Raw genomic sequence first — 18,835 nt, 5'->3', positions numbered from 1 at the left:
CGCACGGGCGGCTTTCGGGTCGGGTGGGGCCGACCGTCATCGGCCGCTCCCGAACCGGGACGCAACGTCCTCCAGCGGTCATGTCCGGAAGAGGGCGTCGGAGGAGGTCCGGGCGGGGACGTCGATGGTCTCGACTCCGAGGGAGACCGACCGGGGTGTGCGTGCTGGAGCGGTCGCGGCCGATGGCGTGCGGCCGATCAGGGGGCGGGCCTGCTGAACAGATTGACGACGTTGCCGTCCGGGTCGCGGACGAGGGCGGAGCGGTTGCCCCATGGCATGGTGGTCGGCGCGAGCACCACGTCCTCGCTCCCGGGTCCGAGCTCGGTGAAGGCGCGGTCCACGTCGGCCACCTCGAACTCGAGCAGGACGGAGTGGTTCGACGCAGGGGTGACGGCGCCGTGGAGCATCCCGACCGTCGCGGTGTGGGCGATGGCGAGGGTCGCGCCCGCTCCGGTGAACTGAGCGAAGACCGGCGCCGGGCGCTCGGCTGGTCGGCCGATGACCTTCTCGTAGAAGGCCACCAGGCCTTCGAGGTCGTCGGTGACGATGCGGAGGGAGGTGAACGACATGGAGCTCCTTCAGGGGTGAGGGTGAGGTCGTCCCACCAGGCTCGCCGGTCGTCGCGACACCGTCCTGTCGGTGTTTCCGGAGATCGTCGGCGTCTCCGGGAGATCCGCACGCCGGATCAGCCGTCGACGACGGACCGCAGCCGTCCGTACTGGAGCGCGAGGTCCTCGGCTCGGAGGGTCCGCTGCGGGGTCCGCTCCTCGGTCATCTCGACCGACAGCATGCGGTCGCCGCGGAACGCGCGGACCCCCTCGCGCAGCCGGCACCAGGCGATCAGGTACCAGTGCTCCTCTTTTCCGATCGAGCCCAGCGGTTCGATGTCGCGCACGGACTCCGCACCGCTGCTGTGCCGGTAGCGGAGCCGGACGACCCGCTCCGCTCGAAGGGCTGTCGCGAACTCCGCCGGAACGACCGCTTCCTCCTCGCTCTCGAGGAAGTGCACCCGCGAGGCGACCGCGCCGACACGGGCGGCCTCCCCGTCCGGCAGGACCGCGAGCGTCTTCCGGGCGGCGGTCCGGGCTGCGTGACGGAAGGGACTGCGCTCCAGCGCGCTGAGGCCGATCAGCACGGCGAGGGCCTCGTCGAGTGTGAATCCCGCGGGGCCGAGGGTCGCGGACGCGTCGATGACGTAGCCGCCCGTCCGGCCCGGCTCCGCCCAGATCGGCAGTCCGGACTGCTGCAGCGCGGACAGGTCCCGCTCGATGGTCCGCACGGACACCTCGAACCGCTCGGCGAGGCGGCGTGCGCTCCGCGGCCGGGGCGAGACCGCTCGCAGCTCCTCGACGAGCCCGTAGAGACGATCGGTGCGGTTCATCCGACCATCATCCGCCCCGCCCCGCCGGTCTCGCGCAGGATGGTCGACCGGGTGGTCGGAGCCCTGTCAGGACTGCGGGTAGGGCGCGGACTCCTGCTCCGTGTAGTGGATGTCGAAGGCCTTGTTGGTGATGAAGAGGAAGGTGGTGTCGGACTCCGCTGCGCCGTGCTCCATCCAGCCGCCCTCGGGGAACCAGACCCAGCTGCCGGGGCCAAAGTCGCCCTGGTGGGTCCGCAGCACGCCGTCGAGGACGTACATCCCGTGCGCCGCGGAGTGGGTGTGCCAGCGGTTCGTGAAGCCCGCCGGGTAGCGGATGAGCTGCACGGTCATGCCGGTGTCGGGGTCGGAGAGCAGGGGCTTCACGGGGAGCCGGGCGTCGATCTGCTCGACGTGCAGCTCCTGCCAGGGCAGGGTGCTCGCATCGATGGCGAGGACGTCGACGATGTTGCTCAGGCCTGCGGGGCGCTCGGTCATGTCAGGACTCTCTCTCGGTGGTGCACAGTGACGCTCGGTCATCCGCACGGTAGCCGCGGAGCTGTTTCCAGGTGGTTTCGGACGGATGACGTTCTCGCGGAGGACGCCGAGGCCGGGGATCGAGTCGGCCTCGGCGGCGTTCCACTCAAGACGACTCGTGGGCCGATCCTCTTCGCGGAGGCCCCGCGCCGGAACCGCCTCAGAGCGCCTCGAGCACCTCGACCGCTCGCTGCACGCCGTGCTCGCTCCGGATGAGGCGGCCCGCTTTCCGGGCGGCGGTCCGGGCTGCGTGACGGAAGGGACTGCGCTCCAGCGCGCTGAGGCCGATCAGCACGGCGAGGGCCTCGTCGAGTGTGAATCCCGCGGGGCCGAGGGTCGCGGACGCGTCGATGACGTAGCCGCCCGTCCGGCCCGGCTCCGCCCAGATCGGCAGTCCGGACTGCTGCAGTGCGGACAGATCCCGCTCGATGGTCCGCACGGACACCTCGAACCGCTCGGCGAGGCGGCGTGCGCTCCGCGGCCGGGGCGAGACCGCTCGCAGCTCCTCGACGAGCCCGTAGAGACGATCGATGCGGTTCACCTGACCATCATCCGCCCCGCCCCGCCGGTGTCGCACAGCGGAGTGGAGAGGGTCCGGGATGAGGAGTCGACGCTCTCGACCGGGGAAGCCGGGCGCGGCGGCGCTCGGCTTCTCCGGAGGCCGGCGCTACGCCTCGGGCGGCTGGTCCCCGCGACGGGCGGCGTCGCGCTTCTCGCGGCGCAGCTGCGCACCGCCGCCCGCGATCAGGGCGAGCGCGAGCGCGATGCTGCCCAGGCGCAGCGGCCAGGGCAGGTCCGGGAGCAGGATCATCGGCAGGGCGGCGACGAACGTCGCTCCCACGAAGTACCAGACCGCGACCGGCGCGGCGGGATTCTCGTTCGAAGCCATCCCTTCACGGTAGCCGCGGGGCTCGGCGCGAGCCTCCCCCTGAGGTCGCAGTCCCCGCGGAGGACGGGCGCGCGCTGCGGGACGCGGCCCGACCCGGCGGACGGGCGGCGCGCGAACCGCTCAGCGCCCCGCCCGCTCGCCGCTCACGGTCGTCCCTCCAGGAGGCGGGTCGTCCACCGGGCCAGCGCGGTGACGGCGGCGCGGGACAACTCGGCGCCGCGCATCATGCTGGTGAAGCCGTGGAACGCTCCGGGCCAGACGTGGAGCTCCGCCTGGACTCCGGCTTCCCAGAGGCGGCTCGCGTAGGCGACCGTCTCGTCCCGGAAAACCTCGGCGCTGCCGCAGTCGAGGTAGGCCTGGGGGAGTCCGGACAGATCGCCGGCTCGTGCAGGCGCGGCGTAGACGGAGACGTCCTCGCCGCCGCGCCGGGCGCCGAGGTAGGCGTCCCAGCCGAACCGGGTCATGGCTCGGTCGGCGACGCCGATCCCGTCGATCTGCCTCGTCGAGACGGTCGAATCGCTGTCGTCGAGCATCGGGGAGATCAGGATCTGGGCCAGGATCGACGGTCCCCGGCGGTCGCGCGCGAGCAGGGCGGTGCCCGCGGCGAGTCCGCCACCGGCGCTCTGGCCGACCAGGACGATGCGGTCGGGGTCGACGCCCAGTGCGTCGGCGTGCTCGGCGGTCCAGACGAGACCGGCGTAGCAGTCCTCCACGGGGTAGGGATCGGGGTGCTCGGGGGCGAGGCGGTAGTCGACGGTGACGAGGACGACGTCGTGGGTGAGCAGCCAGTCGTCGTAGGAATCGAGGTTCCCGAGGTAGTGGCCGAACATCATGCCGCCGCCGTGAATGGTGAAGAAGCAGGGGGCGGTGCCGGTGCGACCGGCGCGCTGGAGGATGCCGAGGTCGATCGGATCACCGTCGTGCCCGGGGACGGTGATGGTGCGCCGTTCGAGGCCGCGGGCGCGCAGTGCGTCGTCGAGCTCCTGCTCCGTCGTCTCCAGCTCGCGCATGCGCGGGAGCATCGCCGTGGTCAGGGTGAAGGGTCCGCGCTCCTGCAAACGGTCGAGGAAGGTCGCGAGCTCGGGGTCGAAGGGCGGCGGCGTGAGGGTGTCGGACATCGGTGGTCTCCTGGGTCGAGGTGGTGCGGGAACGGAGGGCGCCGGCGGCGACGAGCACCGCGGCGGCGAGAGCGAGGGCCAGGGCGGCGACGGTGGTCGCGTCCTGGAAGCGGAGGAGGTCGGGCGGCGCGCTGACGGATCACGAAGCCGGTCCCCGCGAGGACGGCGGCCGCCGGTCGCGGCCGAGGAGGCGCCGGCCACCCGCTGCAGGCCCGCGGTCGACGCGTGCAGGTCGCGGCCGAGGGTGGGCAGGGCGACGGTGAGGATCGAGCTGTCGAGCATCCCGAGCAGGGGCGCGGCCGACCGGCCGGTGAGGGCGATCCGCTCCTCGCGCAGGCGGCGTGGGGCCGTGCCTCGCGGGGCGGATCGGGGGCGTCGGGCACCATGGGCGCACTCCTTCACGGGGAAGAAGTGGCGGATCACTCGATGCCGCGTGTGCGCACAGACCGCGGACGAGTGCGGACTGCTTTTTACCTCAGATGAGGAGAGAGTACACCCGGGCGGAGTCCCGGCGATCGGAACCCGGCGACGAGCAGGGCGGCGCCCGCTTCGAGCGAGCGGTCAGGCCCCCGGCTGCGATGAGCCGTTCAGCTGCGCGGCGATCGGCACGGTGCCGGCGACGACGACGTCGCCGGTGTGTGCGGTGGTGACGGTCTCGATCAGCACGATCTCGACCTCCTCCTCGGCCACGGGATTGTGCCGCACGCCCCGCGGGACGACGCTGCCGACGGGTCGAGAGCCCGCCTCAGAGCGCCTCGAGTCAGAGCGCCTCGAGCACCTCGACCGCCCGCTGGACCCCGTGCTCGGTCCGCAGGAGACGGCCCACCTCGGCGGCCCGCTCCCGCCGGGACAGGGCGTCGCGCATCGCGGGCACGAGGGTGGCGGCCGAGAGGCGGCGCAGCGGGACCGGGGCGGCGGCGAGACCCTGCCGGTGCAGCTGTACGGCCCAGAACGGCTGGTCGGCGGTGACGGGCACGACGACGGCGGGCACGCCGGCCCGGGCGACGGCGTGCGAGGTGCCGGCCCCGCCGTGGTGCACGGCGAGCGCGGCGGTCGGCAGGACCGCGTCGAACGGCGCCGACCGCACCGCCAGCACGTCGGGACCGCGGCACTCCTCCGGCAGCGCGAGTCCGCCCCAGCCGGTGACGAGCAGCACCCGCAGGCCGTGAGCGCGGGCGGCCGTGACGATCGCGTCGCCGCGAGCCGAGGCGTCTCCGGTCGCCATCGAGCCGAACGACGCGACGAGGAAGGGTCCGCCGGCCAGGAACTCGGCGACCGCGGGGTCGGGAGACGCGGCCGACTCCGCGAACCACGCTCCCGTCTGGTGCACCCGCTGCGGCCAGTCGTCGGGCCGCGGCAGCAGCGCGGGGCTCACCGCCATGAGCGTCGCGCGCGACGGCGACCGCCGGTCCGGACGACGCCCGCCCGGCAGCTCGGCGGCGGCGCGGGCCACGTCGGCCTCGAAGAGCCGGGCGGCGCTGCGCGGCACGGCGTAGGTGTGCCGGTTCAAGGCGCCGAGGTCGCGGGTGGCCGTGGGACCGCCGGCGGCAGGGAACCGCTCGCTCGGGGTGGCCACCGGCGCGAACTCCACCAGCACGCGGGGCACGCCGAGCGCGTCCGCCGCCATCGGCGCACTGAGGATCAGCGGGTGGTGGACCACCACATCGGGCTCGAAGGCGAGAGTCTCCCGCACCGCGGTGGCGAGCATCCGCCGCATCGCGGGCCGCACCTCCCGGCGCAGATGGTTCGCGAGAGCCCACGGGGTGCGGCCGGCGGGGGAGAGCACCCGCCGAGCGTCCAGGCCGAGGGCCACGGTGTCCACGCCCTCGGGGGCGTCCGCGTCGTCGGGCAGGGCCAGCAGGACCTCGTGACCGCGGGCGACGGCCTGCCGGGCGAGGGCCGCGAAGGGCTCCACATCGCCCCGGGTGCCGGCGGTGGCGAGCATCATACGCATCCCCCCAGTGTGGCCCGCAAGTCGTCACCCGTCGTCGAGGGGCCGGGTAGCCTCGGGCGGGTGACTGATGGCAGTGAGCGGACGGCGAGCACCGCACCGCTCGCGATCGGCGCGGTCGTGCGCCGCCTCGTGCACATCTCGCGCCCGGTGCTCTGGATCAACACCATCGGCTCCGGCCTCGTCGCCGTGTGGCTCACCGGCGCACTGTTCGACCTGCGGGCGCTGCCGATCATCCTGTGGCTCACCCTGCCGTTCAATCTGCTGATCTACGGCGTCAACGACGTCTACGACCAGGACACGGACGCGTCCAACCCCCGCAAGGGCTCGATCGAGGGCGCCAGGATCCGGCAGTCCGAGGTGCGGCTGATCGCCTGGGCTGTGGCGGCGACCAACGTCCCGTTCCTGGCCTACTTCCTCCTCGCGCTGCCGCCGCTCGCGAACGCCGCGATCCTGCTCTACGCGGGCGTGTTCGTCTTCTACTCCGCTCCGCCGCTGCGCTTCAAGGCGCGGCCCTTCCTCGACTCGCTGAGCAACGCGGCCTACGCGCTGCCGCTGGTCATCGTGCCCGCCGCCTTCGAGGTGGCGCCGGTCTGGCCGGCCGCCCTCGGGCTGATGGCCTGGAGCGTGGCCAAGCACGCCTTCGACGCGGTGCAGGACATCGTGGAGGACCGCGACGCGGGCATCACCACCACCGCGGTGCGGCTCGGAGCACGCGGGACGGCCCTGTGGAGCGGGGCCTGGTGGATCGTCTCCACGGTGCTGTTCGCCCTGGTGAGCCTGCCTGTCGCCGCGGTCAACCTCCTGATCGCCGGCGTCCTCGTCGTGCGCCTGCTGCGCGACCCGACGCCGGAGACCGGTCACCGGCTCTACCGCCTGTCGGTCGCCTTCCCGTACATCGCGGGCTCCTTCACCGGGGTCCTGCTGCTGGTCTCGATCGTGCTGGGAGGCTCCGCATGAGCCGCATCGTCGTCGTCGGCGGCGGGATCGGCGGGCTCACCGCGGCCGCGCTGCTCGCACACGCCGGCCACCGGGTCACCCTCCTGGAGGCCTCCGCCGAGCTCGGCGGCAAGAGCCGCCGCCTCCAGCTGGGCGACGACCGCATCGACACCGGGCCGTCCCTGGTGACGTTCCCGGCGGTGTGGGACGAGCTGCTGCGGCGCCTCGGCGACGGCGAGCGCGCCCCCGAGCGCGTCCGGGACGCCGGCCGGCTCGACCTGGTGCGGATGCCCGAGGTGGGCCGCTACTACTACGACGGCGCGGAGACCTCGCTGCCGGTCGCGCCGGACCACCCCTGGTACCCGGCCTGGCGGCGCTTCTCCGAGCTGCACGCGCCCCTCGCCGACGACGTGACCGAGCTGCTGCTCGCCGATCCGCTCGACCGGGCCGCCCTCCCGGCGCTGCGCCGGCTGCTGGCCGTCTACGGCTCGCGCCTCACCACGCGCGCCTACCTCGACGGCCTGCCCTGGCTGCCGGAGGGGCTGCGCGAGATCATCGCGATCCACACCCTGAACGCGGGTGTCTCGCCCGCGCGCACCCCCGCCCTCTACGCGAGCATGCCGGCGATCATGGCCGAAACCGGGGTCTGGGTGCCCCGCGGCGGCGTCTACGAGATCGTGCTGGCGCTGGGCCGGCTGGCCGAGGCGGCCGGCGTCGAGGTGCGCACCGGCGAGGCGGTCGTCCGCATCGAGCGCGGGTCGGTCACCACGGACGCAGGGCACTACTCCGCCGACCTCGTCGTCAGCGCCCTGGACGCGGACCGGCTCGAGGCGCTGACGGGTCCGTCGCGGCTGCCGGCGCTGCCCCGCCTGCGCCCCCGCACCCTCTCCTGCTCGGCGATCGCGCTCTACGGCGTGCTGCGGGAGGAGCTGCCGGCGAGCATCGCGACGCACAGCGTGGTGCTGCCGACGCGGCCCGCCGCGCTCCACCGCAGCCTCGAGGCGGGCGACGAGCCGGCGGACACCATGGTGTTCGTCAACCAGTACCGCGCGGGCGAGGTGTACCCGAATCCGCACAGCACCCTCGGCGTCCTGCTCACCGCGCCCGCCGACGGCGGCCGGTACACCGCCGAGCACCCCTTCGTGCGGCGCGAGGTCGAGCGCGTCTCGCGGGCGATGGGGCTCGACGGGCTCCTCACCGACCTCCTCGACGAGCAGACGGTGCTCGATCCGCAGTACTACGGCGAGGGCGGCGAACCGCACGGCGCGCTCTACGGCGCGGCGCGGCCCTCCTGGCAGAGCGGGCCCTTCCACCGGCCCGCGTACCACGACCGCCTGCGGCCCTGGCTGTGGCGGGTCGGAGCGTCGGTGCACCCCGGCGGCGGGATCCCCGCGGTGGTGGGCGGCGCGATGATCGCGGTGACCCGGCTGCTGAAGTCGAACCCGGCCTAGCCGGCGCCCTGGTGCGCCGCACCGCAGCAGGCGGAGGCGGAGCCCTCTGCATGCTGGTCGAGCAGCGCCGCAGGGATGTGTCGAAACCCGCCGCCCCATGCTGGTCGAGTAGCGCCGCAGGCGCGTATCGAGACCCGCTGTCGCCTGACGTGTCGGTGATGGTGGAGATCGATGCGCCCGCTGCGCGGGCTACTCGATCAGCATGGGTGCGCTGCAGGCAGCAGGCGGCTGCGCGCCTTCCATGCTGGTCGAGCAGCGCCGCAGGCGCGTATCGAGACTCGCCGCCCCGTGCTGGTGGATCTCGATGCGCCCGCTGCGCGGGCTACTCGATCAGCATGGGTGCGCTGCCGGCCGCGGCGCGTCAGGCGGGCGTGAGCCGGAGGGGCGGTCGGGGCTGGATCGGCGTCGTCCCCGGTGCCGCCGGGGAGATCCACTGCACGATCGGGCTGGTCGTGGTCGAGCCCGGGCCGAACGTGAAGGCGAAGTCGGCCGCACCGGCGACGGTCGGGCCGGTGAGGTAGGCGAACGCGGCGCTGTCCTCGTCGACGACGCTCCAGCCCGCGGGCAGGGCGATCGTCGACGCGTCGAAGAACTCCGCGGGGATCAGCAGGAGCCCGGGGTAGCCGATCGCGTAGCAGTCGGCGGGCACCAGCAGCCGGAGCGTCGACGTCCCGCCGACGACGGCGGGGTTCGTCAGCCACTCCAGTACGGGGAAGCCCCGCGGCCCGACCTCGATGGTCGACGAGACGGAGCCGGCGACCTCGCTCTCGGTCCAGGTGGCCGTGGTCGTCCAGTTGCCGGACAGCTCACCCCACTCGACGTTGAAGCCCTTGGTCCCCGCCGTCACGCCCTCGGGGGCGAGGATCGTGATCGTCCGGCCGTTGTCGTTGATCACCGTCCACCCCGTCGGTGCGACGACCGACCTCGCCGGGGAGAAGGCGTACTCCTCGAGGACGGTCAGGGTGAGAGTGCCGGTCCCGCGGACCACCGGCGTCCCGCGCGGGGGCGACTCCAGGGTGAGGAACAGGAGGGACGACTCCGTCTGGACGCCCCTCGGGCCGTCCCAGGACAGGCGGGCCGTGAGCCCGGCGGTGCTGGCCGCCGCCATCGGCGCGGCGGTCGCGACCGCGACGACCGGGGTCGACCAGGCGGCCCCGAGCACGGTGCACCTCGCGACGTCGGAGGGGCGGGGGTCGCGGACGCCGTGGGTGCTCATCGGGGCGAGTGTCGCAGCGGGGGAGTGCCCGCGGCAAGATCCTCTAGCGGACATGTCCGCTTGCGGACAGGAGTGCCGGGCGAGCGACCCGTGCCGCGGACCCGCCGCTCGTCCTGCGGTGCGAGGCGCTCGCACTGCCGCGCGGGTCGGGTCGGCTCCGCACTGCGGCGCCCGTCGGAGTGCGCGCAGCCGACGGGAACCCGCGCAGAGGCGGCGCCGCCAGGACAGTGAGCCCCCTCCTCACGGCCTCCGATTCGGATCCGGAACCCCGTGTGTCTGCAACCTAGACCTCGCGAGCCGCTCTGGGAAGCGTTCGAGGGAAGGAGCATCGCCGGCCGGTCCCGAAGCTGCACGGACGCCCCCCGGGACCGCGGTCACCGCCCGGCGCGGACGCCGCCGGCGGAACCAGGAGGGGGATGTCGCACCGATATCGACGAAGCGTGAGGATTCCGGCCCGTTCGGGCGTAGCCTCCGTTCCGACCCCATCCGGACCCCTTTCGCGTGGCCACAGCATCCATTCCGGATGCACCCGTCGTCAGGATCCCCATGGGACGACTCGTCTACGACTCGCGGCTCGACGTGGACTTCGAGGACCGCCTCCTCGGTCACCTCCAGGTCGTCATCGGCACCAAGCTCGGCCGGGGCGAGAGCTTCTACCTCTCCTGAAAGGATCTGCCGGCCGTGGGCAGCGGTCGCACCTCGATCTGGCTGCATCCCGCGAGCGCGCTCCGGTTCCGCTACGCCAGTGCCGATCGCGTCGTCCTCAACCAGGCCTGGGTGCGGCGCTGGATCGCGGACTCCTACGCCCCGGGCGGGCTGCGCCTCACCGACGAGCCGGAGCCCGAGGGGGAGCGTCCGCCGCGGACCGTGACTCCGGCACCGTCCCTGCGGGCACCGCGGCTCTGACGTCGTCCGCTTCCGGGGACCGTCAGTCGCGGGACCCGAGGGCGGACTCGGGGATGCTGCCGTCCCAGGCCGCGAGCAGACGGAGCCGGTCGGCACTGTCGCCGTGCTCGTCGGGGTAGTAGATCACCAGGACGAGCCCGTCCACCGGCAGCTTCTCGCGGTGCAGGTCGAGGGGACCGACCCGGGGGTGGTCGATCGTCGCGGTGCCGCCGCGGAGCGGGCGGACGTCGTGCCGGGCCCAGAGGGTGCGGAAGCGGGCGCTGGCGAGGGACAGCTCGCCGACGAGCTCGACCGCGCGGGAGTCGCTCGCGTCGTGCCCGAGGGTCTGCCGGGCCACGCCGACGAACGACTCGACCGCCGTCTCCCAGTCGCGGTGGAAGAGGCGCTCCTCGGGATCGAGCAGCAGCGACCGCAGGCGGTTGTGGCCGGGGGCGAGCCGCGGCGAGAGCGACACGGCCGCCCGGTTCGAGGCGAGGACGTCGAAGTAGCGGCCCTCGACGAACGCGGGGACGTCGAGCGCGGCGAGGAGGTGGTGCAGCCGCGCGGGGACCTGCTCCGCCGGCCGCGCGCGCCGCCGCATGCGGGGCTTCGGCGCGGCGAGGTCGTGCAGCCAGGCGGTCTCGACGTCGTCCAGCTGCAGGACGCGGGCGAGGGCCTCGAGCACTTGCGCGGAGGGGTTGTCGTCGCGGCCGCGCTCGAGCCGGACGTAGTAGTCGGCGCTGATGCCGGCGAGGAGGGCGACCTCCTCGCGGCGGAGGCCCGGCACCCGCCGCCGCGTCCCCGACGGCAGGCCCACCCGCTCGGGAGCGACGAGCGCGCGCCGGGCCTGCAGGTACTCGCCGAGCGCGTTCGCCGGTGCGTCGACATCCATGGGGCCGACGATACCCACCCGGTCGCGCGCGGAGAGAGGCCCTGCCACTCCCCGGATCCGCCGGGACCTGGCTGCCTCCGGCGGCGCCGACGACCATCGAGCCGAGCCGTTCAGCACGGGCCCGTCACCTGCGGGCCCGCTCAGCACGGACCCGTTCCCCCAGGAGGAGACACCATGGACATCACCGACCGCACCGTCCTCGTCATCGGCGGCACCTCGGGCATCGGCCTCGGCCTCGCCCGCCGCTTCGCCGCCGCCGGCAGCACCGTCGTCGTCGGCGGGCGCGACACCGCCCGGATCGCCGACCTCGAGACCGTCCGGATCGACGTCACCGACGCCGACTCCGTGACCCGGGCCAGGGACGAGGTGCTGGCGGCGCATCCCGGCCTCGACACGGTCGTCACCATGTCCGGGGTCCTGCCCCAGGAGGACCTCCGCGACCCCGCCCATTTCGCCACCGCGGAGCGGACCGTCGCCGTCAACCTGCTCGGCACGATCCGCGCCGTCGACGCCTTCACCCCGCACCTCCTCGGCCGGGGCGGGGGCGACATCGTCACCGTCTCCTCGGGCATCGCCTTCCTGCCGTTCCCGCTGATGCCCAGCTACGGCGCGTCGAAGGCGGGCGTCCACGCCTACACCGAGTCGCTGCGGGCGCAGCTCGCCGGCACGGGCGTCCGGGTGACCGAGCTCGTCCCGCCGGCCGTCGCGACCGCGGGCCAGGAGGCGGTCAATCCGACGGCCCTGCCCCTCGACGCCTACCTCGACGAGGTCCTCGAGCTCCTGACCCAGGAGCCCACCCCGGACGAGATCGTCGTCCGGGCCGCGCAGCGACTGCGCTGGGCGGAGCGGGACGGCACCTACGCCGAGCTACTCGCCGCCCGTTCCCGGTCGCTCGACACCGTGCCGGGACGCTGAGCCGGCCCCGGGAGACCGGGAGGAGGCGAGGTGGAGATCCCGAGGAGGCGCGAGCGGCGCGGCAGTCCTATCGTGAACGAGGAGGTCGTCATGGTTCGTTCGGCAAGCAGGAAGTCCCGTCCGTTCACGCTCCGTCTGCTCGTGCTCTCCGTCGCGGTGATCGGCGGGCTCGCCGGCGTGACGGGCTGCTCGACGGGGGCGGCTCAGGAGACGCAGGCGTCGACGGCGCCCTCGGCGTCCACGTCGACGGCCGCGTCCAGCGCGACCGCCGCACCGGCGAGCCCTTCCGCGTCGGCACCGTCGTCCGCACCGCCCGCGTCCTCGACCGGCTGCACCCCGAACGACACTCCCGTCCCGGCCGGCGTCGCGACGGCGGAGATCGGCGACGTCGACGGCGACGGCCGGGCGGACCAGGCGTTCTACGACGAGGACGGCGGCTTCGACTACGGCATCCGCACCGCCTCGGGCGCGACCTTCCTGCAGCAGGACACGCTGGCGGGCCCGGCGACCCACCGCGGCTGGACGGTCGCGGTGAGCCCGACCCTCGCGGCGACCGTCCTCAGCGACGGCAGGACCGCCGCGCTCTTCGCCTTCACCGACTGCGCGTTCGTGACGCCGATCGGCGTCGACGGGGAGCCGTACCGATTCGTGCTCGCCGGCTTCGGTGACGCCGGCACGGGCGTCACCTGCGGCGCGGCCGACGCCGACGGCCACCACTCGATCTCCGGCGTCCTCGCCGCGCGGGACGCCGACGGGCGCTACAGCATCACCTCGACGCAGGTGGAGCTCTCGGCCGACGGGCGCACCGCGACCAACGGCGCCGTCACGAGCGGCGGCGACGACCTCGCGCAGGACGACCCCGCGGTCGTTGCCGCGATGACGGCGACCTGCGACGACGTGGCGAGCGTCCACACCAGCGGGGAGTGACCGTCCGGAGCGCCGCGCCTCCGGGCGGCGTCGAGGACCGGGTCGAGGCACGCGCTCCCGACCCCCGTCTAGGCTCCGAGCGTGTCGCGAACCCTCTCCGCCCTCGTCCTCCCCGGTGCCGGCCGATACGCAGATCCTTGGCACCCCTTCGACGAGACGACGGAGTGCGTGGCCGGCATCCTGCGCGAGTCGGGCTTCGCGCTCACCGTCGCGCCGAACGTGGACGACGCGCTGCAGCGGTTCGAGGACGCTCCGGATCTCGTCGTCGTCAACGTCGGGCTGCCCCGGGACGGCTCACCGTCGCCCGCCGCCGCGGCGCGTGCCGGCCTCCGACGCCTGCTCGCCTCCGGTGCTCCCGTGCTCGCGCTGCACGCCTCCTCGACGAGCTTCGTCGACGCGCCGGAGTGGGAGCAGTCGATCGGGGGCCGGTGGGAGCGGGGGACGTCCTTCCACCCCGAGCACGGCGAGGCCCGCGTCCGCCTCCGCGGCCACCCGCTCACCGCCGGGGTCGGGGACTTCGTCCTGCAGGACGAGCGCTACACGTCCCTCCGCACCGCCGCCGACAACGAGGTCCTCGCGGTCCACGAGCACGACGGCGTCGAGCACCCCCTCATCTGGCTGCGCGAGGCGACCGGCGGTAGCGGCCGCGTCGCCTACGACGCCCTCGGCCACGACGCCCGCTCCTTCGAGTCGCCCGAGCACCGCGAGATCCTCCGCCGCCTGATCGCCTGGGCGACGCGGCAGGACGAGGTCTGAGCGCACCGCCGGAGCGGCACACGGTCGGCGAGGGGCCGCGAGGCCGGCTCCGTGTCGACGCTTGCTTGTCGGGGCGTCAGTGGGCGTCGTCGTTGCCCATCTCGTGCACGATCCGGCCGTGGCAGCCGGCCTGCGTCCAGTCGTAGGGGCCGGTGGAGGTGAGGTTCGTGCCGTAGAGGGCGGCCATGGCCTCGCTGTCCTCCGCGAGGGGCTCGGAGCCCCGGTCCTCGGGCGAGCGGTCCCACCACAGCTTGAAGGTGTAGTCGAAGCCCTCCTCGCGCATGCAGCCGGCGATGCGCAGCTGCATGTCGACCCAGCTGACCGCGTTGCCGAGCTCGTCGCCGACGAGGCTCGCCGGGTAGGTGATGTCGTCCGGTGCGTCGGAGACGTCGTAGAGGCGGACGCCCCACTGGTCGTAGCGGTGCCCGTCGGGGGCGGCGGTCGGCGTCGTCTCCTCGAACGGCGTGCCCGGCTCGTGGGCGGCGGGGGTGACCGAGGGGAGCGGCGACGAGGCGACGTCGTCCTCGACGACGGGCGGGTCGGCCGCCCGCGCGGCGGCGAAGCGGTCGTCGTAGTCCTGGACGGCCGACGCCGTGGTGGTGGCGAGGACGGCGCCGAGGCCTGCCGTGAGGAGCAGTCCTCCCGCGGCGAGGGCGATCGTGGCGCGCAGCCGGGTGGTGCCTCGAGGGCGGGGATCCGTCATGTCGTGACCTGGCTTCCGGTGGGGCGTCGGGCGATGGACCAGCAGAGGGCGGCGGCGAGCAGGACGAGTCCTTGCGCGTTCCCCAGCAGCAGGAGAAGGAGGTCGAGGGAGGGCACCGAGGACACGAGCACGGGGACCGTGGCGCTGATGTACCAGAGCGCATCGACCGCGACCGTCGGGAGGACCGAGACGGCGACCGCTCCCAGCACGGCGCCGGCACGGCGGGTCCGGTGGTGCAGGAGCAGCAGCAGAGCCAGCGCGGCGACGGCGGTCGCCGCGAACACCGGTGCCGTCGTCGCGAACGGCACCGGACTCTCCGTGACCAGGCGGATGCTCGCCCACCCGCCGACGACGACGGAGGCCAGGACGAGCACGAACACGACAGCCCAGAGGGCGGTGGAGAGCGACCCCACTCGCGCGTCGAAGAGCATCTCCGCGCTGCCCTCGTGGAGTCGGGCGCGGCGCCACAGCAGATCCGCCCCGGCGCCCCGGACCGTGCGCGAGGCGATTTGGCGAGCCGTGCGGCGGGGAGCCTGCTCCCTCTCCTCGGCCCACCGGGTGTGCTCGAAGAGGTCGGACGCGATCTCCTCCGCCCGCTCGGTCGCGAAGTGCGGATCCAGTCCGCGGGTGTAGAAGCGGCACCAGCGCAGCGCGGCGACCGTGGAGCGGCGCACCGCCGCCGACGATCGGGCGCTCACGCCGTTCCACCGAGGACGAACGGGGCGCGACCGGCAGCGCTCGAGCGGGCAGCGGCGGCCGCGTGGGCGACGGCGCGTCCCTCGCCGGTCACCTCGTAGCGGCGGCGCGGAGGGCGGCCCTGCGCGTTCGCCTCCGCCTTGTCCTCCCAGGACGACGAGACGAGACCGCGCTCCTGCATCCTCCCCAGCGCCTTGTAGAGCGTGCCGTGCGCGGTGAGCGGCCGGCCGTCTCCGGTGGCGAGCGACGCGGCGAGAGCGAAGCCGTGCGTCGGCTCGCCCGCATCGATGAGCGCGTCCAGGAGGTCGAGCTCGAGGGGGAGGACCGCTCCCTGCTTCCGTCTGGGCATGACCGAAGAATAGGAAGATAGGGGAGGGAGGTCAAGGGCGGCGCGGGATCGCGGTCGCCCGACCGGCGCGCTCCTGCTGGGGTGACTCCGTGCGGAGCGTCCGTCAGCGCCTGCGTTCCGGCCAGGCCTGCCACGCCCGGCTCCAGGGCGCGGACAGCTGCTGCCCGTCGTGACTGGTCACCTCATGCACGCCCTCCTCGTTGGTGTAGCCGCTCGACATGCCCAGCTCACCACCGCCTCCGATGCGGTAGGCGACGGTGATGCCGCCGTCATGAGCGGTGATGCTCTCCTCGTAGCGTCCCGCGACGACGTCGAGGACGGTTCGCTCGAGGTCGTCCGCGAGGGCGGTCCAGTCGTCGTCGCAGGCGTCGCAGCCGCAGACGGGATAGTTGAACCGCTGCAGTGCTCCGGCGTGGAGGAGGACACCGGGGAAGACGGTCCAGACGATCGTCAGCGGGGCGGCGTCGACCGACCGAGGGGTCACGCGGACGGCGCGGGCGGCCCAGGAGATCTCGGCTTCGTCCCGGGCGGCGAGGGCCGGGTCGTCCTCGATCCTGACGTCGTAGCTGCGAGCGAGGTACTCGAGCAGGGCGTCCGCGATCGTGTGGACGGGTCGGAACCGCTCGGTGTCGCGGGTGACGGAGTAGCTCTCGTCCGGAGGTGGTCCTCCTCTCCAGCGGTTCCCGTAGGGGATCGGCCGGCCGGCCTCGTCGGTGAAGACGCGGTCCTCGACAGCGGGTCGGGCGTAGTCCGTCATGGGGGAGAGAGTACGGCGGAGCGCCGACCGGATCTCGTGTTCTTCCGCAGTGGCTCCCGTCCCGGACCTGCCCTCCGATGGTGGGCTGAGTCGCGCTGCGCGGCCTGCGGCGAGCCCGATCGTCCGAGCTCGGCGTCACCGGCGATCGACGCGGGCCTCTCCCGGCATCGTGAGCCGGAGGATCAGAGTGAGGACGAGGCCGAGGATGCCGCTGACGAGCAGCGCGGCGCCGACGACAGCGGAAGCGCCGAACGAGCCCTGAGCATCGTTGCTCGTCTCCACCGGTACGAACCAGTAGACGACGGCTCCGACGATGAACAGCACGCCGACGACGAGGGCGCCGATGCAGGTGTCTCGCCGCACCTTCTCCTGGGACCCGTCTCCTGACAGGTTGACGAGCCAGAGGACTCCGATCACGGCGGGAGCGCCGGCGAGGAGCGCAAGGAACACGGGTTCTCCTAGTTGATGACGGGTCGCGACAGCATCCGCAGCTGGGGCAGGAAGAGCGCCGCGGGCGATACGGCGACCATCACGCTTCTCCGTGGAGGGCGACCGCCTGGCTGGCGGTCATCGGGTAGTCGCGCAGGAAAGACGACGGAGCTACTGAGTGATGAGCTCAGCACACCACCCAGTTTCGAATGACCTGCAACGCCACGCTCGCCAGCGTGAAGGCCAGGAATGCGGCGGTCCAAGCCGAAGCCGAGGACGACGACCGCGACGAACTGCGCCCAGGACGCACCGGCAAGGCAGCGCTTCCACTTCTGCGCAAGTGAGTGAGGACGTCGCTGCGGGGTCATGCGGTGAATGCCGTCAGGGCCGTTCCGAGGAGTAGCGCGGGAACCGCAAGTCCGCAGAGGAAGATCTCCCAACCGTTCCGAGTGTTCTTCTGCGCGCGGATGCCTGTGAGTACCCAGATGGCGATGGCGCTGAGGATGGCGGCTCCGCCTGCTGTGGCCCGCCAGTTCTCCGCCGCCCGGATCTGTTCGGGCGTCGGTGACCCTCCGCCGGCGAACTGGATACCGGTCTCCTGGATCGAGAAGAACAGGAACACCGGCGGCGCCATGATCATCCCGAAGAGCGCGACGAGCGTGATCGCCACCCGAAGGCCGGTGCCGCCTCCTGGCGATTCCTCCTGATCGTGCTGCATCTGCATCCCCCCGTCGCGCGGTAGCCGGACAGCCAGAATCCCACCACCGCTAGTATGCATCGCACGCTAACATGCAAAGCATGACAGTCGACGTGGGGGCCCAGATCCGGAAGGGCGTGGTGGAGTACTGCGCCCTCGGGCTCCTGTCGCGGGAGCCGATGTACGGCTGGCGCCTGTCGGAGGAGCTGGTGGCGCTGGGCATGATCGCGAGCATCGGCACGCTCTACCCGGTGCTCGGGCGGTTGAAGGATCGCGGGCTGATCACGTCCTACGCAGGGGAGAGCGGTTCGGGCCCGGTCCGGAAGTACTACAAGCTCACCCCCTCCGGACAGGCCGAGCTGGGCGAGTTCCGCCGCCAGTGGGAGCCCTTCACCCGTTCCGTCCAAGCGATCGTGGCAGGAGACGACACATGACCCCGACCAGCGCGCCCCGCGAGGTTCAGACCTACTTGAAGCGACTGGATCGGGCGCTGCGGCCCGTCCCTCGCGACGTCGCCTCCGCCATCCGAGACGGTATCGATGAGGAGCTCGCCGCTCTCGAGCCGGCAGAAGCCATCGAGCGCGTGCGGTCCTTCGACGAACCGGAATCCATCGCGGCCGCCGCCCTGGGCGAGAGCCGCACTCACCCGAAGCCAGCCGGCCGCGCGAGGGTGATCTGGATCGTCGCCGCCGGAGCCGTCGTCGTCCTCGCGGTCGCCCTGGTCTCGACGTGGGCCCTCGCACCTGGCCCCACCCCCGAGGCGACTAGTTCCTCTGTCGTCCTCTACCCGGTGCCCGATCTTGGTCCCTCTCCCGCCCCTGCACCTCTCGCGCCCGACGAGCAGGAGCAGCTGCGCATCCAGGAGCAGGATCGCCAATGGGAAGGAGTCCTGGCCGGCTTCCCCGACGCGACGAGACCCGCCGACCCGTTCCAGGACTACCGCGACCCGAACGACTCGACAGCACTCCTGGGCTGCCTCACCGCGGCCGGCCTGCCGGTCGACCTCGGCTCGAACGCCACCGGCGGCGGACCCGTCAGCATCATGACGTCCGCCTCGACGGAAGCCGAATCGGTCGCCGCGTTCACCTGCTGGTCGAGCTATCCCACGACCCCCGTGGTGCCCATGACGTCCGAGCAGATCGACTACCTCTACAGCTACCTGACCGAGTACCTCGTGCCCTGCTACGAAGCGAACGGCATCGAGAACCCCGACGCGCCCAGCCGCACCGACTTCATCGACCAGTGGCCGAACCAGGGCTGGTTCCCCAGCACGAGCGCAGCGATGCTGACCGACGACGAGCAAGAAGCGATTGACGAAGCATGCGTGCGACCCGTCTGACAGACCGGCCTACAGGCGTCCCGTATGAGGAT

General features: G+C 73.1%; 24 protein-coding genes and 1 pseudogene. 9 read left to right on the top strand and 16 right to left on the bottom strand.

Annotation, left to right across the window (positions count from 1 at the left end; genetic code table 11):
• Positions 1-197: 197 nt before the first annotated feature.
• The 8 genes and pseudogenes from EDF35_RS11255 to EDF35_RS11220 form a co-directional block, all read right to left on the bottom strand.
• Positions 198-569, bottom strand: coding sequence for a VOC family protein (locus EDF35_RS11255; RefSeq protein WP_133962387.1), 372 nt, complete (start codon positions 567-569; stop codon positions 198-200).
• Between the two features lie 116 nt (positions 570-685).
• Positions 686-1,381: a YafY family protein gene (locus EDF35_RS11250; RefSeq protein WP_133962386.1), complete on the bottom strand. Its 696-nt coding sequence runs from the start codon at positions 1,379-1,381 to the stop codon at positions 686-688.
• 66 nt (positions 1,382-1,447) lie between these two features.
• Positions 1,448-1,855 (bottom strand): cupin domain-containing protein, encoded by a 408-nt coding sequence (locus EDF35_RS11245; protein ID WP_123446410.1) that lies wholly within the window; start codon positions 1,853-1,855, stop codon positions 1,448-1,450.
• Positions 1,856-2,120: 265 nt separating this feature from the next.
• Positions 2,121-2,435 (bottom strand): annotated as a pseudogene (locus tag EDF35_RS11240) (HTH domain-containing protein); the annotation flags it as partial.
• 126 nt (positions 2,436-2,561) lie between these two features.
• Positions 2,562-2,783: a hypothetical protein gene (locus tag EDF35_RS11235; protein WP_123446411.1), complete on the bottom strand. Its 222-nt coding sequence runs from the start codon at positions 2,781-2,783 to the stop codon at positions 2,562-2,564.
• Positions 2,784-2,926: 143 nt separating this feature from the next.
• Positions 2,927-3,901, bottom strand: coding sequence for an alpha/beta hydrolase (locus EDF35_RS11230; RefSeq protein WP_133962384.1), 975 nt, complete (start codon positions 3,899-3,901; stop codon positions 2,927-2,929).
• A 561-nt stretch (positions 3,902-4,462) separates the two neighbouring features.
• On the bottom strand, positions 4,463-4,606 hold the full coding sequence (locus EDF35_RS11225; protein WP_208323054.1) for a hypothetical protein: 144 nt from the start codon (positions 4,604-4,606) through the stop codon (positions 4,463-4,465).
• A 55-nt stretch (positions 4,607-4,661) separates the two neighbouring features.
• Positions 4,662-5,855 carry a glycosyltransferase gene (locus EDF35_RS11220; protein WP_133962383.1) on the bottom strand — a complete coding sequence of 398 codons (1,194 nt, stop codon included), beginning with the start codon at positions 5,853-5,855 and terminating at the stop codon, positions 4,662-4,664.
• A 60-nt stretch (positions 5,856-5,915) separates the two neighbouring features.
• Here EDF35_RS11220 and EDF35_RS11215 point away from each other — a divergent pair, with 60 nt between their 5' ends.
• A complete protein-coding gene (locus EDF35_RS11215; protein WP_133962382.1) occupies positions 5,916-6,812 on the top strand; it encodes a UbiA family prenyltransferase in 897 nt (298 codons plus the stop codon).
• Complete coding sequence (locus tag EDF35_RS11210; protein WP_133962381.1) at positions 6,809-8,242, top strand: FAD-dependent oxidoreductase; 1,434 nt, start codon at positions 6,809-6,811, stop codon at positions 8,240-8,242. The genes EDF35_RS11215 and EDF35_RS11210 overlap by 4 nt, the downstream gene beginning before the upstream one ends.
• A 361-nt stretch (positions 8,243-8,603) precedes the next feature.
• On the opposite strand, the gene EDF35_RS11205 is transcribed toward EDF35_RS11210, so the two are convergent.
• Positions 8,604-9,458, bottom strand: a complete 855-nt coding sequence (locus EDF35_RS11205) for a hypothetical protein (RefSeq protein ID WP_133962380.1) — start codon at positions 9,456-9,458, stop codon at positions 8,604-8,606.
• Positions 9,459-10,139: 681 nt separating this feature from the next.
• Here EDF35_RS11205 and EDF35_RS21240 point away from each other — a divergent pair.
• Complete coding sequence (locus EDF35_RS21240; RefSeq protein WP_243839938.1) at positions 10,140-10,364, top strand: hypothetical protein; 225 nt, start codon at positions 10,140-10,142, stop codon at positions 10,362-10,364.
• 22 nt (positions 10,365-10,386) lie between these two features.
• Here EDF35_RS21240 and EDF35_RS11195 read toward each other — a convergent pair whose 3' ends face one another.
• Positions 10,387-11,235 (bottom strand): helix-turn-helix transcriptional regulator, encoded by an 849-nt coding sequence (locus EDF35_RS11195; protein ID WP_133962379.1) that lies wholly within the window; start codon positions 11,233-11,235, stop codon positions 10,387-10,389.
• Positions 11,236-11,409: 174 nt separating this feature from the next.
• On the opposite strand from EDF35_RS11195, the gene EDF35_RS11190 reads away from it, so the two are divergent.
• The 3 genes from EDF35_RS11190 (at position 11,410) to EDF35_RS11180 (ending at position 13,833) form a co-directional block, all read left to right on the top strand.
• Positions 11,410-12,150 (top strand): SDR family NAD(P)-dependent oxidoreductase, encoded by a 741-nt coding sequence (locus EDF35_RS11190; RefSeq protein ID WP_133962378.1) that lies wholly within the window; start codon positions 11,410-11,412, stop codon positions 12,148-12,150.
• Between the two features lie 90 nt (positions 12,151-12,240).
• Positions 12,241-13,077 (top strand): hypothetical protein, encoded by an 837-nt coding sequence (locus EDF35_RS11185; RefSeq protein ID WP_133962377.1) that lies wholly within the window; start codon positions 12,241-12,243, stop codon positions 13,075-13,077.
• 81 nt (positions 13,078-13,158) lie between these two features.
• Complete coding sequence (locus EDF35_RS11180; protein WP_133962376.1) at positions 13,159-13,833, top strand: ThuA domain-containing protein; 675 nt, start codon at positions 13,159-13,161, stop codon at positions 13,831-13,833.
• 76 nt (positions 13,834-13,909) lie between these two features.
• On the opposite strand, the gene EDF35_RS11175 is transcribed toward EDF35_RS11180, so the two are convergent.
• The 5 genes from EDF35_RS11175 to EDF35_RS11155 form a co-directional block, all read right to left on the bottom strand.
• On the bottom strand, positions 13,910-14,536 hold the full coding sequence (locus EDF35_RS11175; protein ID WP_133962375.1) for a hypothetical protein: 627 nt from the start codon (positions 14,534-14,536) through the stop codon (positions 13,910-13,912).
• Positions 14,533-15,234, bottom strand: a complete 702-nt coding sequence (locus tag EDF35_RS11170; protein WP_133962374.1) for a hypothetical protein — start codon at positions 15,232-15,234, stop codon at positions 14,533-14,535. Before EDF35_RS11170 ends, EDF35_RS11175 begins: the two co-directional genes overlap by 4 nt.
• A complete protein-coding gene (locus EDF35_RS11165) occupies positions 15,231-15,581 on the bottom strand; it encodes a PadR family transcriptional regulator (protein WP_133962373.1) in 351 nt (116 codons plus the stop codon). Before EDF35_RS11165 ends, EDF35_RS11170 begins: the two co-directional genes overlap by 4 nt.
• Before the next feature lie 103 nt (positions 15,582-15,684).
• Positions 15,685-16,338, bottom strand: a complete 654-nt coding sequence (locus EDF35_RS11160) for a DUF6226 family protein (protein WP_133962372.1) — start codon at positions 16,336-16,338, stop codon at positions 15,685-15,687.
• Between the two features lie 135 nt (positions 16,339-16,473).
• Positions 16,474-16,788 carry a hypothetical protein gene (locus tag EDF35_RS11155; RefSeq protein WP_133962371.1) on the bottom strand — a complete coding sequence of 105 codons (315 nt, stop codon included), beginning with the start codon at positions 16,786-16,788 and terminating at the stop codon, positions 16,474-16,476.
• 188 nt (positions 16,789-16,976) lie between these two features.
• Here EDF35_RS11155 and EDF35_RS21410 point away from each other — a divergent pair, with 188 nt between their 5' ends.
• Positions 16,977-17,111 (top strand): hypothetical protein, encoded by a 135-nt coding sequence (locus EDF35_RS21410; RefSeq protein WP_279587523.1) that lies wholly within the window; start codon positions 16,977-16,979, stop codon positions 17,109-17,111.
• 20 nt (positions 17,112-17,131) lie between these two features.
• Here the strand turns inward: EDF35_RS21410 and EDF35_RS11150 are convergent, their stop codons facing one another.
• Positions 17,132-17,491 carry a hypothetical protein gene (locus EDF35_RS11150; protein WP_133962370.1) on the bottom strand — a complete coding sequence of 120 codons (360 nt, stop codon included), beginning with the start codon at positions 17,489-17,491 and terminating at the stop codon, positions 17,132-17,134.
• 74 nt (positions 17,492-17,565) lie between these two features.
• Here EDF35_RS11150 and EDF35_RS11145 point away from each other — a divergent pair, with 74 nt between their 5' ends.
• Both EDF35_RS11145 and EDF35_RS11140 read left to right on the top strand, forming a co-directional pair.
• Positions 17,566-17,898 carry a PadR family transcriptional regulator gene (locus EDF35_RS11145; RefSeq protein ID WP_133962369.1) on the top strand — a complete coding sequence of 111 codons (333 nt, stop codon included), beginning with the start codon at positions 17,566-17,568 and terminating at the stop codon, positions 17,896-17,898.
• Positions 17,895-18,803: a hypothetical protein gene (locus tag EDF35_RS11140; protein ID WP_133962368.1), complete on the top strand. Its 909-nt coding sequence runs from the start codon at positions 17,895-17,897 to the stop codon at positions 18,801-18,803. The genes EDF35_RS11145 and EDF35_RS11140 overlap by 4 nt, the downstream gene beginning before the upstream one ends.
• Positions 18,804-18,835 lie beyond the last annotated feature (32 nt).

It is taken from the genome of Rathayibacter sp. PhB151, assembly GCF_004366415.1.
Taxonomy (GTDB): domain Bacteria; phylum Actinomycetota; class Actinomycetes; order Actinomycetales; family Microbacteriaceae; genus Rathayibacter; species Rathayibacter festucae.
This window is presented reverse-complemented; position numbering and strand designations above follow the sequence as displayed.

Bases quoted from the DNA above. Each gene is read 5' to 3' on its own strand.
- EDF35_RS11255 (WP_133962387.1), bottom strand. From the start codon at position 569: ATGTCGTTCACCTCCCTCCGCATCGTCACCGACGACCTCGAAGGCCTG.
- EDF35_RS11250 (WP_133962386.1), bottom strand. From the start codon at position 1,381: ATGAACCGCACCGATCGTCTCTACGGGCTCGTCGAGGAGCTGCGAGCG.
- EDF35_RS11245 (WP_123446410.1), bottom strand. From the start codon at position 1,855: ATGACCGAGCGCCCCGCAGGCCTGAGCAACATCGTCGACGTCCTCGCC.
- EDF35_RS11235 (WP_123446411.1), bottom strand. From the start codon at position 2,783: ATGGCTTCGAACGAGAATCCCGCCGCGCCGGTCGCGGTCTGGTACTTC.
- EDF35_RS11230 (WP_133962384.1), bottom strand. From the start codon at position 3,901: ATGTCCGACACCCTCACGCCGCCGCCCTTCGACCCCGAGCTCGCGACC.
- EDF35_RS11220 (WP_133962383.1), bottom strand. From the start codon at position 5,855: ATGCGTATGATGCTCGCCACCGCCGGCACCCGGGGCGATGTGGAGCCC.
- EDF35_RS11210 (WP_133962381.1), top strand. From the start codon at position 6,809: ATGAGCCGCATCGTCGTCGTCGGCGGCGGGATCGGCGGGCTCACCGCG.
- EDF35_RS11205 (WP_133962380.1), bottom strand. From the start codon at position 9,458: ATGAGCACCCACGGCGTCCGCGACCCCCGCCCCTCCGACGTCGCGAGG.
- EDF35_RS11195 (WP_133962379.1), bottom strand. From the start codon at position 11,235: ATGGATGTCGACGCACCGGCGAACGCGCTCGGCGAGTACCTGCAGGCC.
- EDF35_RS11190 (WP_133962378.1), top strand. From the start codon at position 11,410: ATGGACATCACCGACCGCACCGTCCTCGTCATCGGCGGCACCTCGGGC.
- EDF35_RS11185 (WP_133962377.1), top strand. From the start codon at position 12,241: ATGGTTCGTTCGGCAAGCAGGAAGTCCCGTCCGTTCACGCTCCGTCTG.
- EDF35_RS11175 (WP_133962375.1), bottom strand. From the start codon at position 14,536: ATGACGGATCCCCGCCCTCGAGGCACCACCCGGCTGCGCGCCACGATC.
- EDF35_RS11165 (WP_133962373.1), bottom strand. From the start codon at position 15,581: ATGCCCAGACGGAAGCAGGGAGCGGTCCTCCCCCTCGAGCTCGACCTC.
- EDF35_RS11160 (WP_133962372.1), bottom strand. From the start codon at position 16,338: ATGACGGACTACGCCCGACCCGCTGTCGAGGACCGCGTCTTCACCGAC.
- EDF35_RS21410 (WP_279587523.1), top strand. From the start codon at position 16,977: ATGACCTGCAACGCCACGCTCGCCAGCGTGAAGGCCAGGAATGCGGCG.
- EDF35_RS11150 (WP_133962370.1), bottom strand. From the start codon at position 17,491: ATGCAGATGCAGCACGATCAGGAGGAATCGCCAGGAGGCGGCACCGGC.
- EDF35_RS11145 (WP_133962369.1), top strand. From the start codon at position 17,566: ATGACAGTCGACGTGGGGGCCCAGATCCGGAAGGGCGTGGTGGAGTAC.
- EDF35_RS11140 (WP_133962368.1), top strand. From the start codon at position 17,895: ATGACCCCGACCAGCGCGCCCCGCGAGGTTCAGACCTACTTGAAGCGA.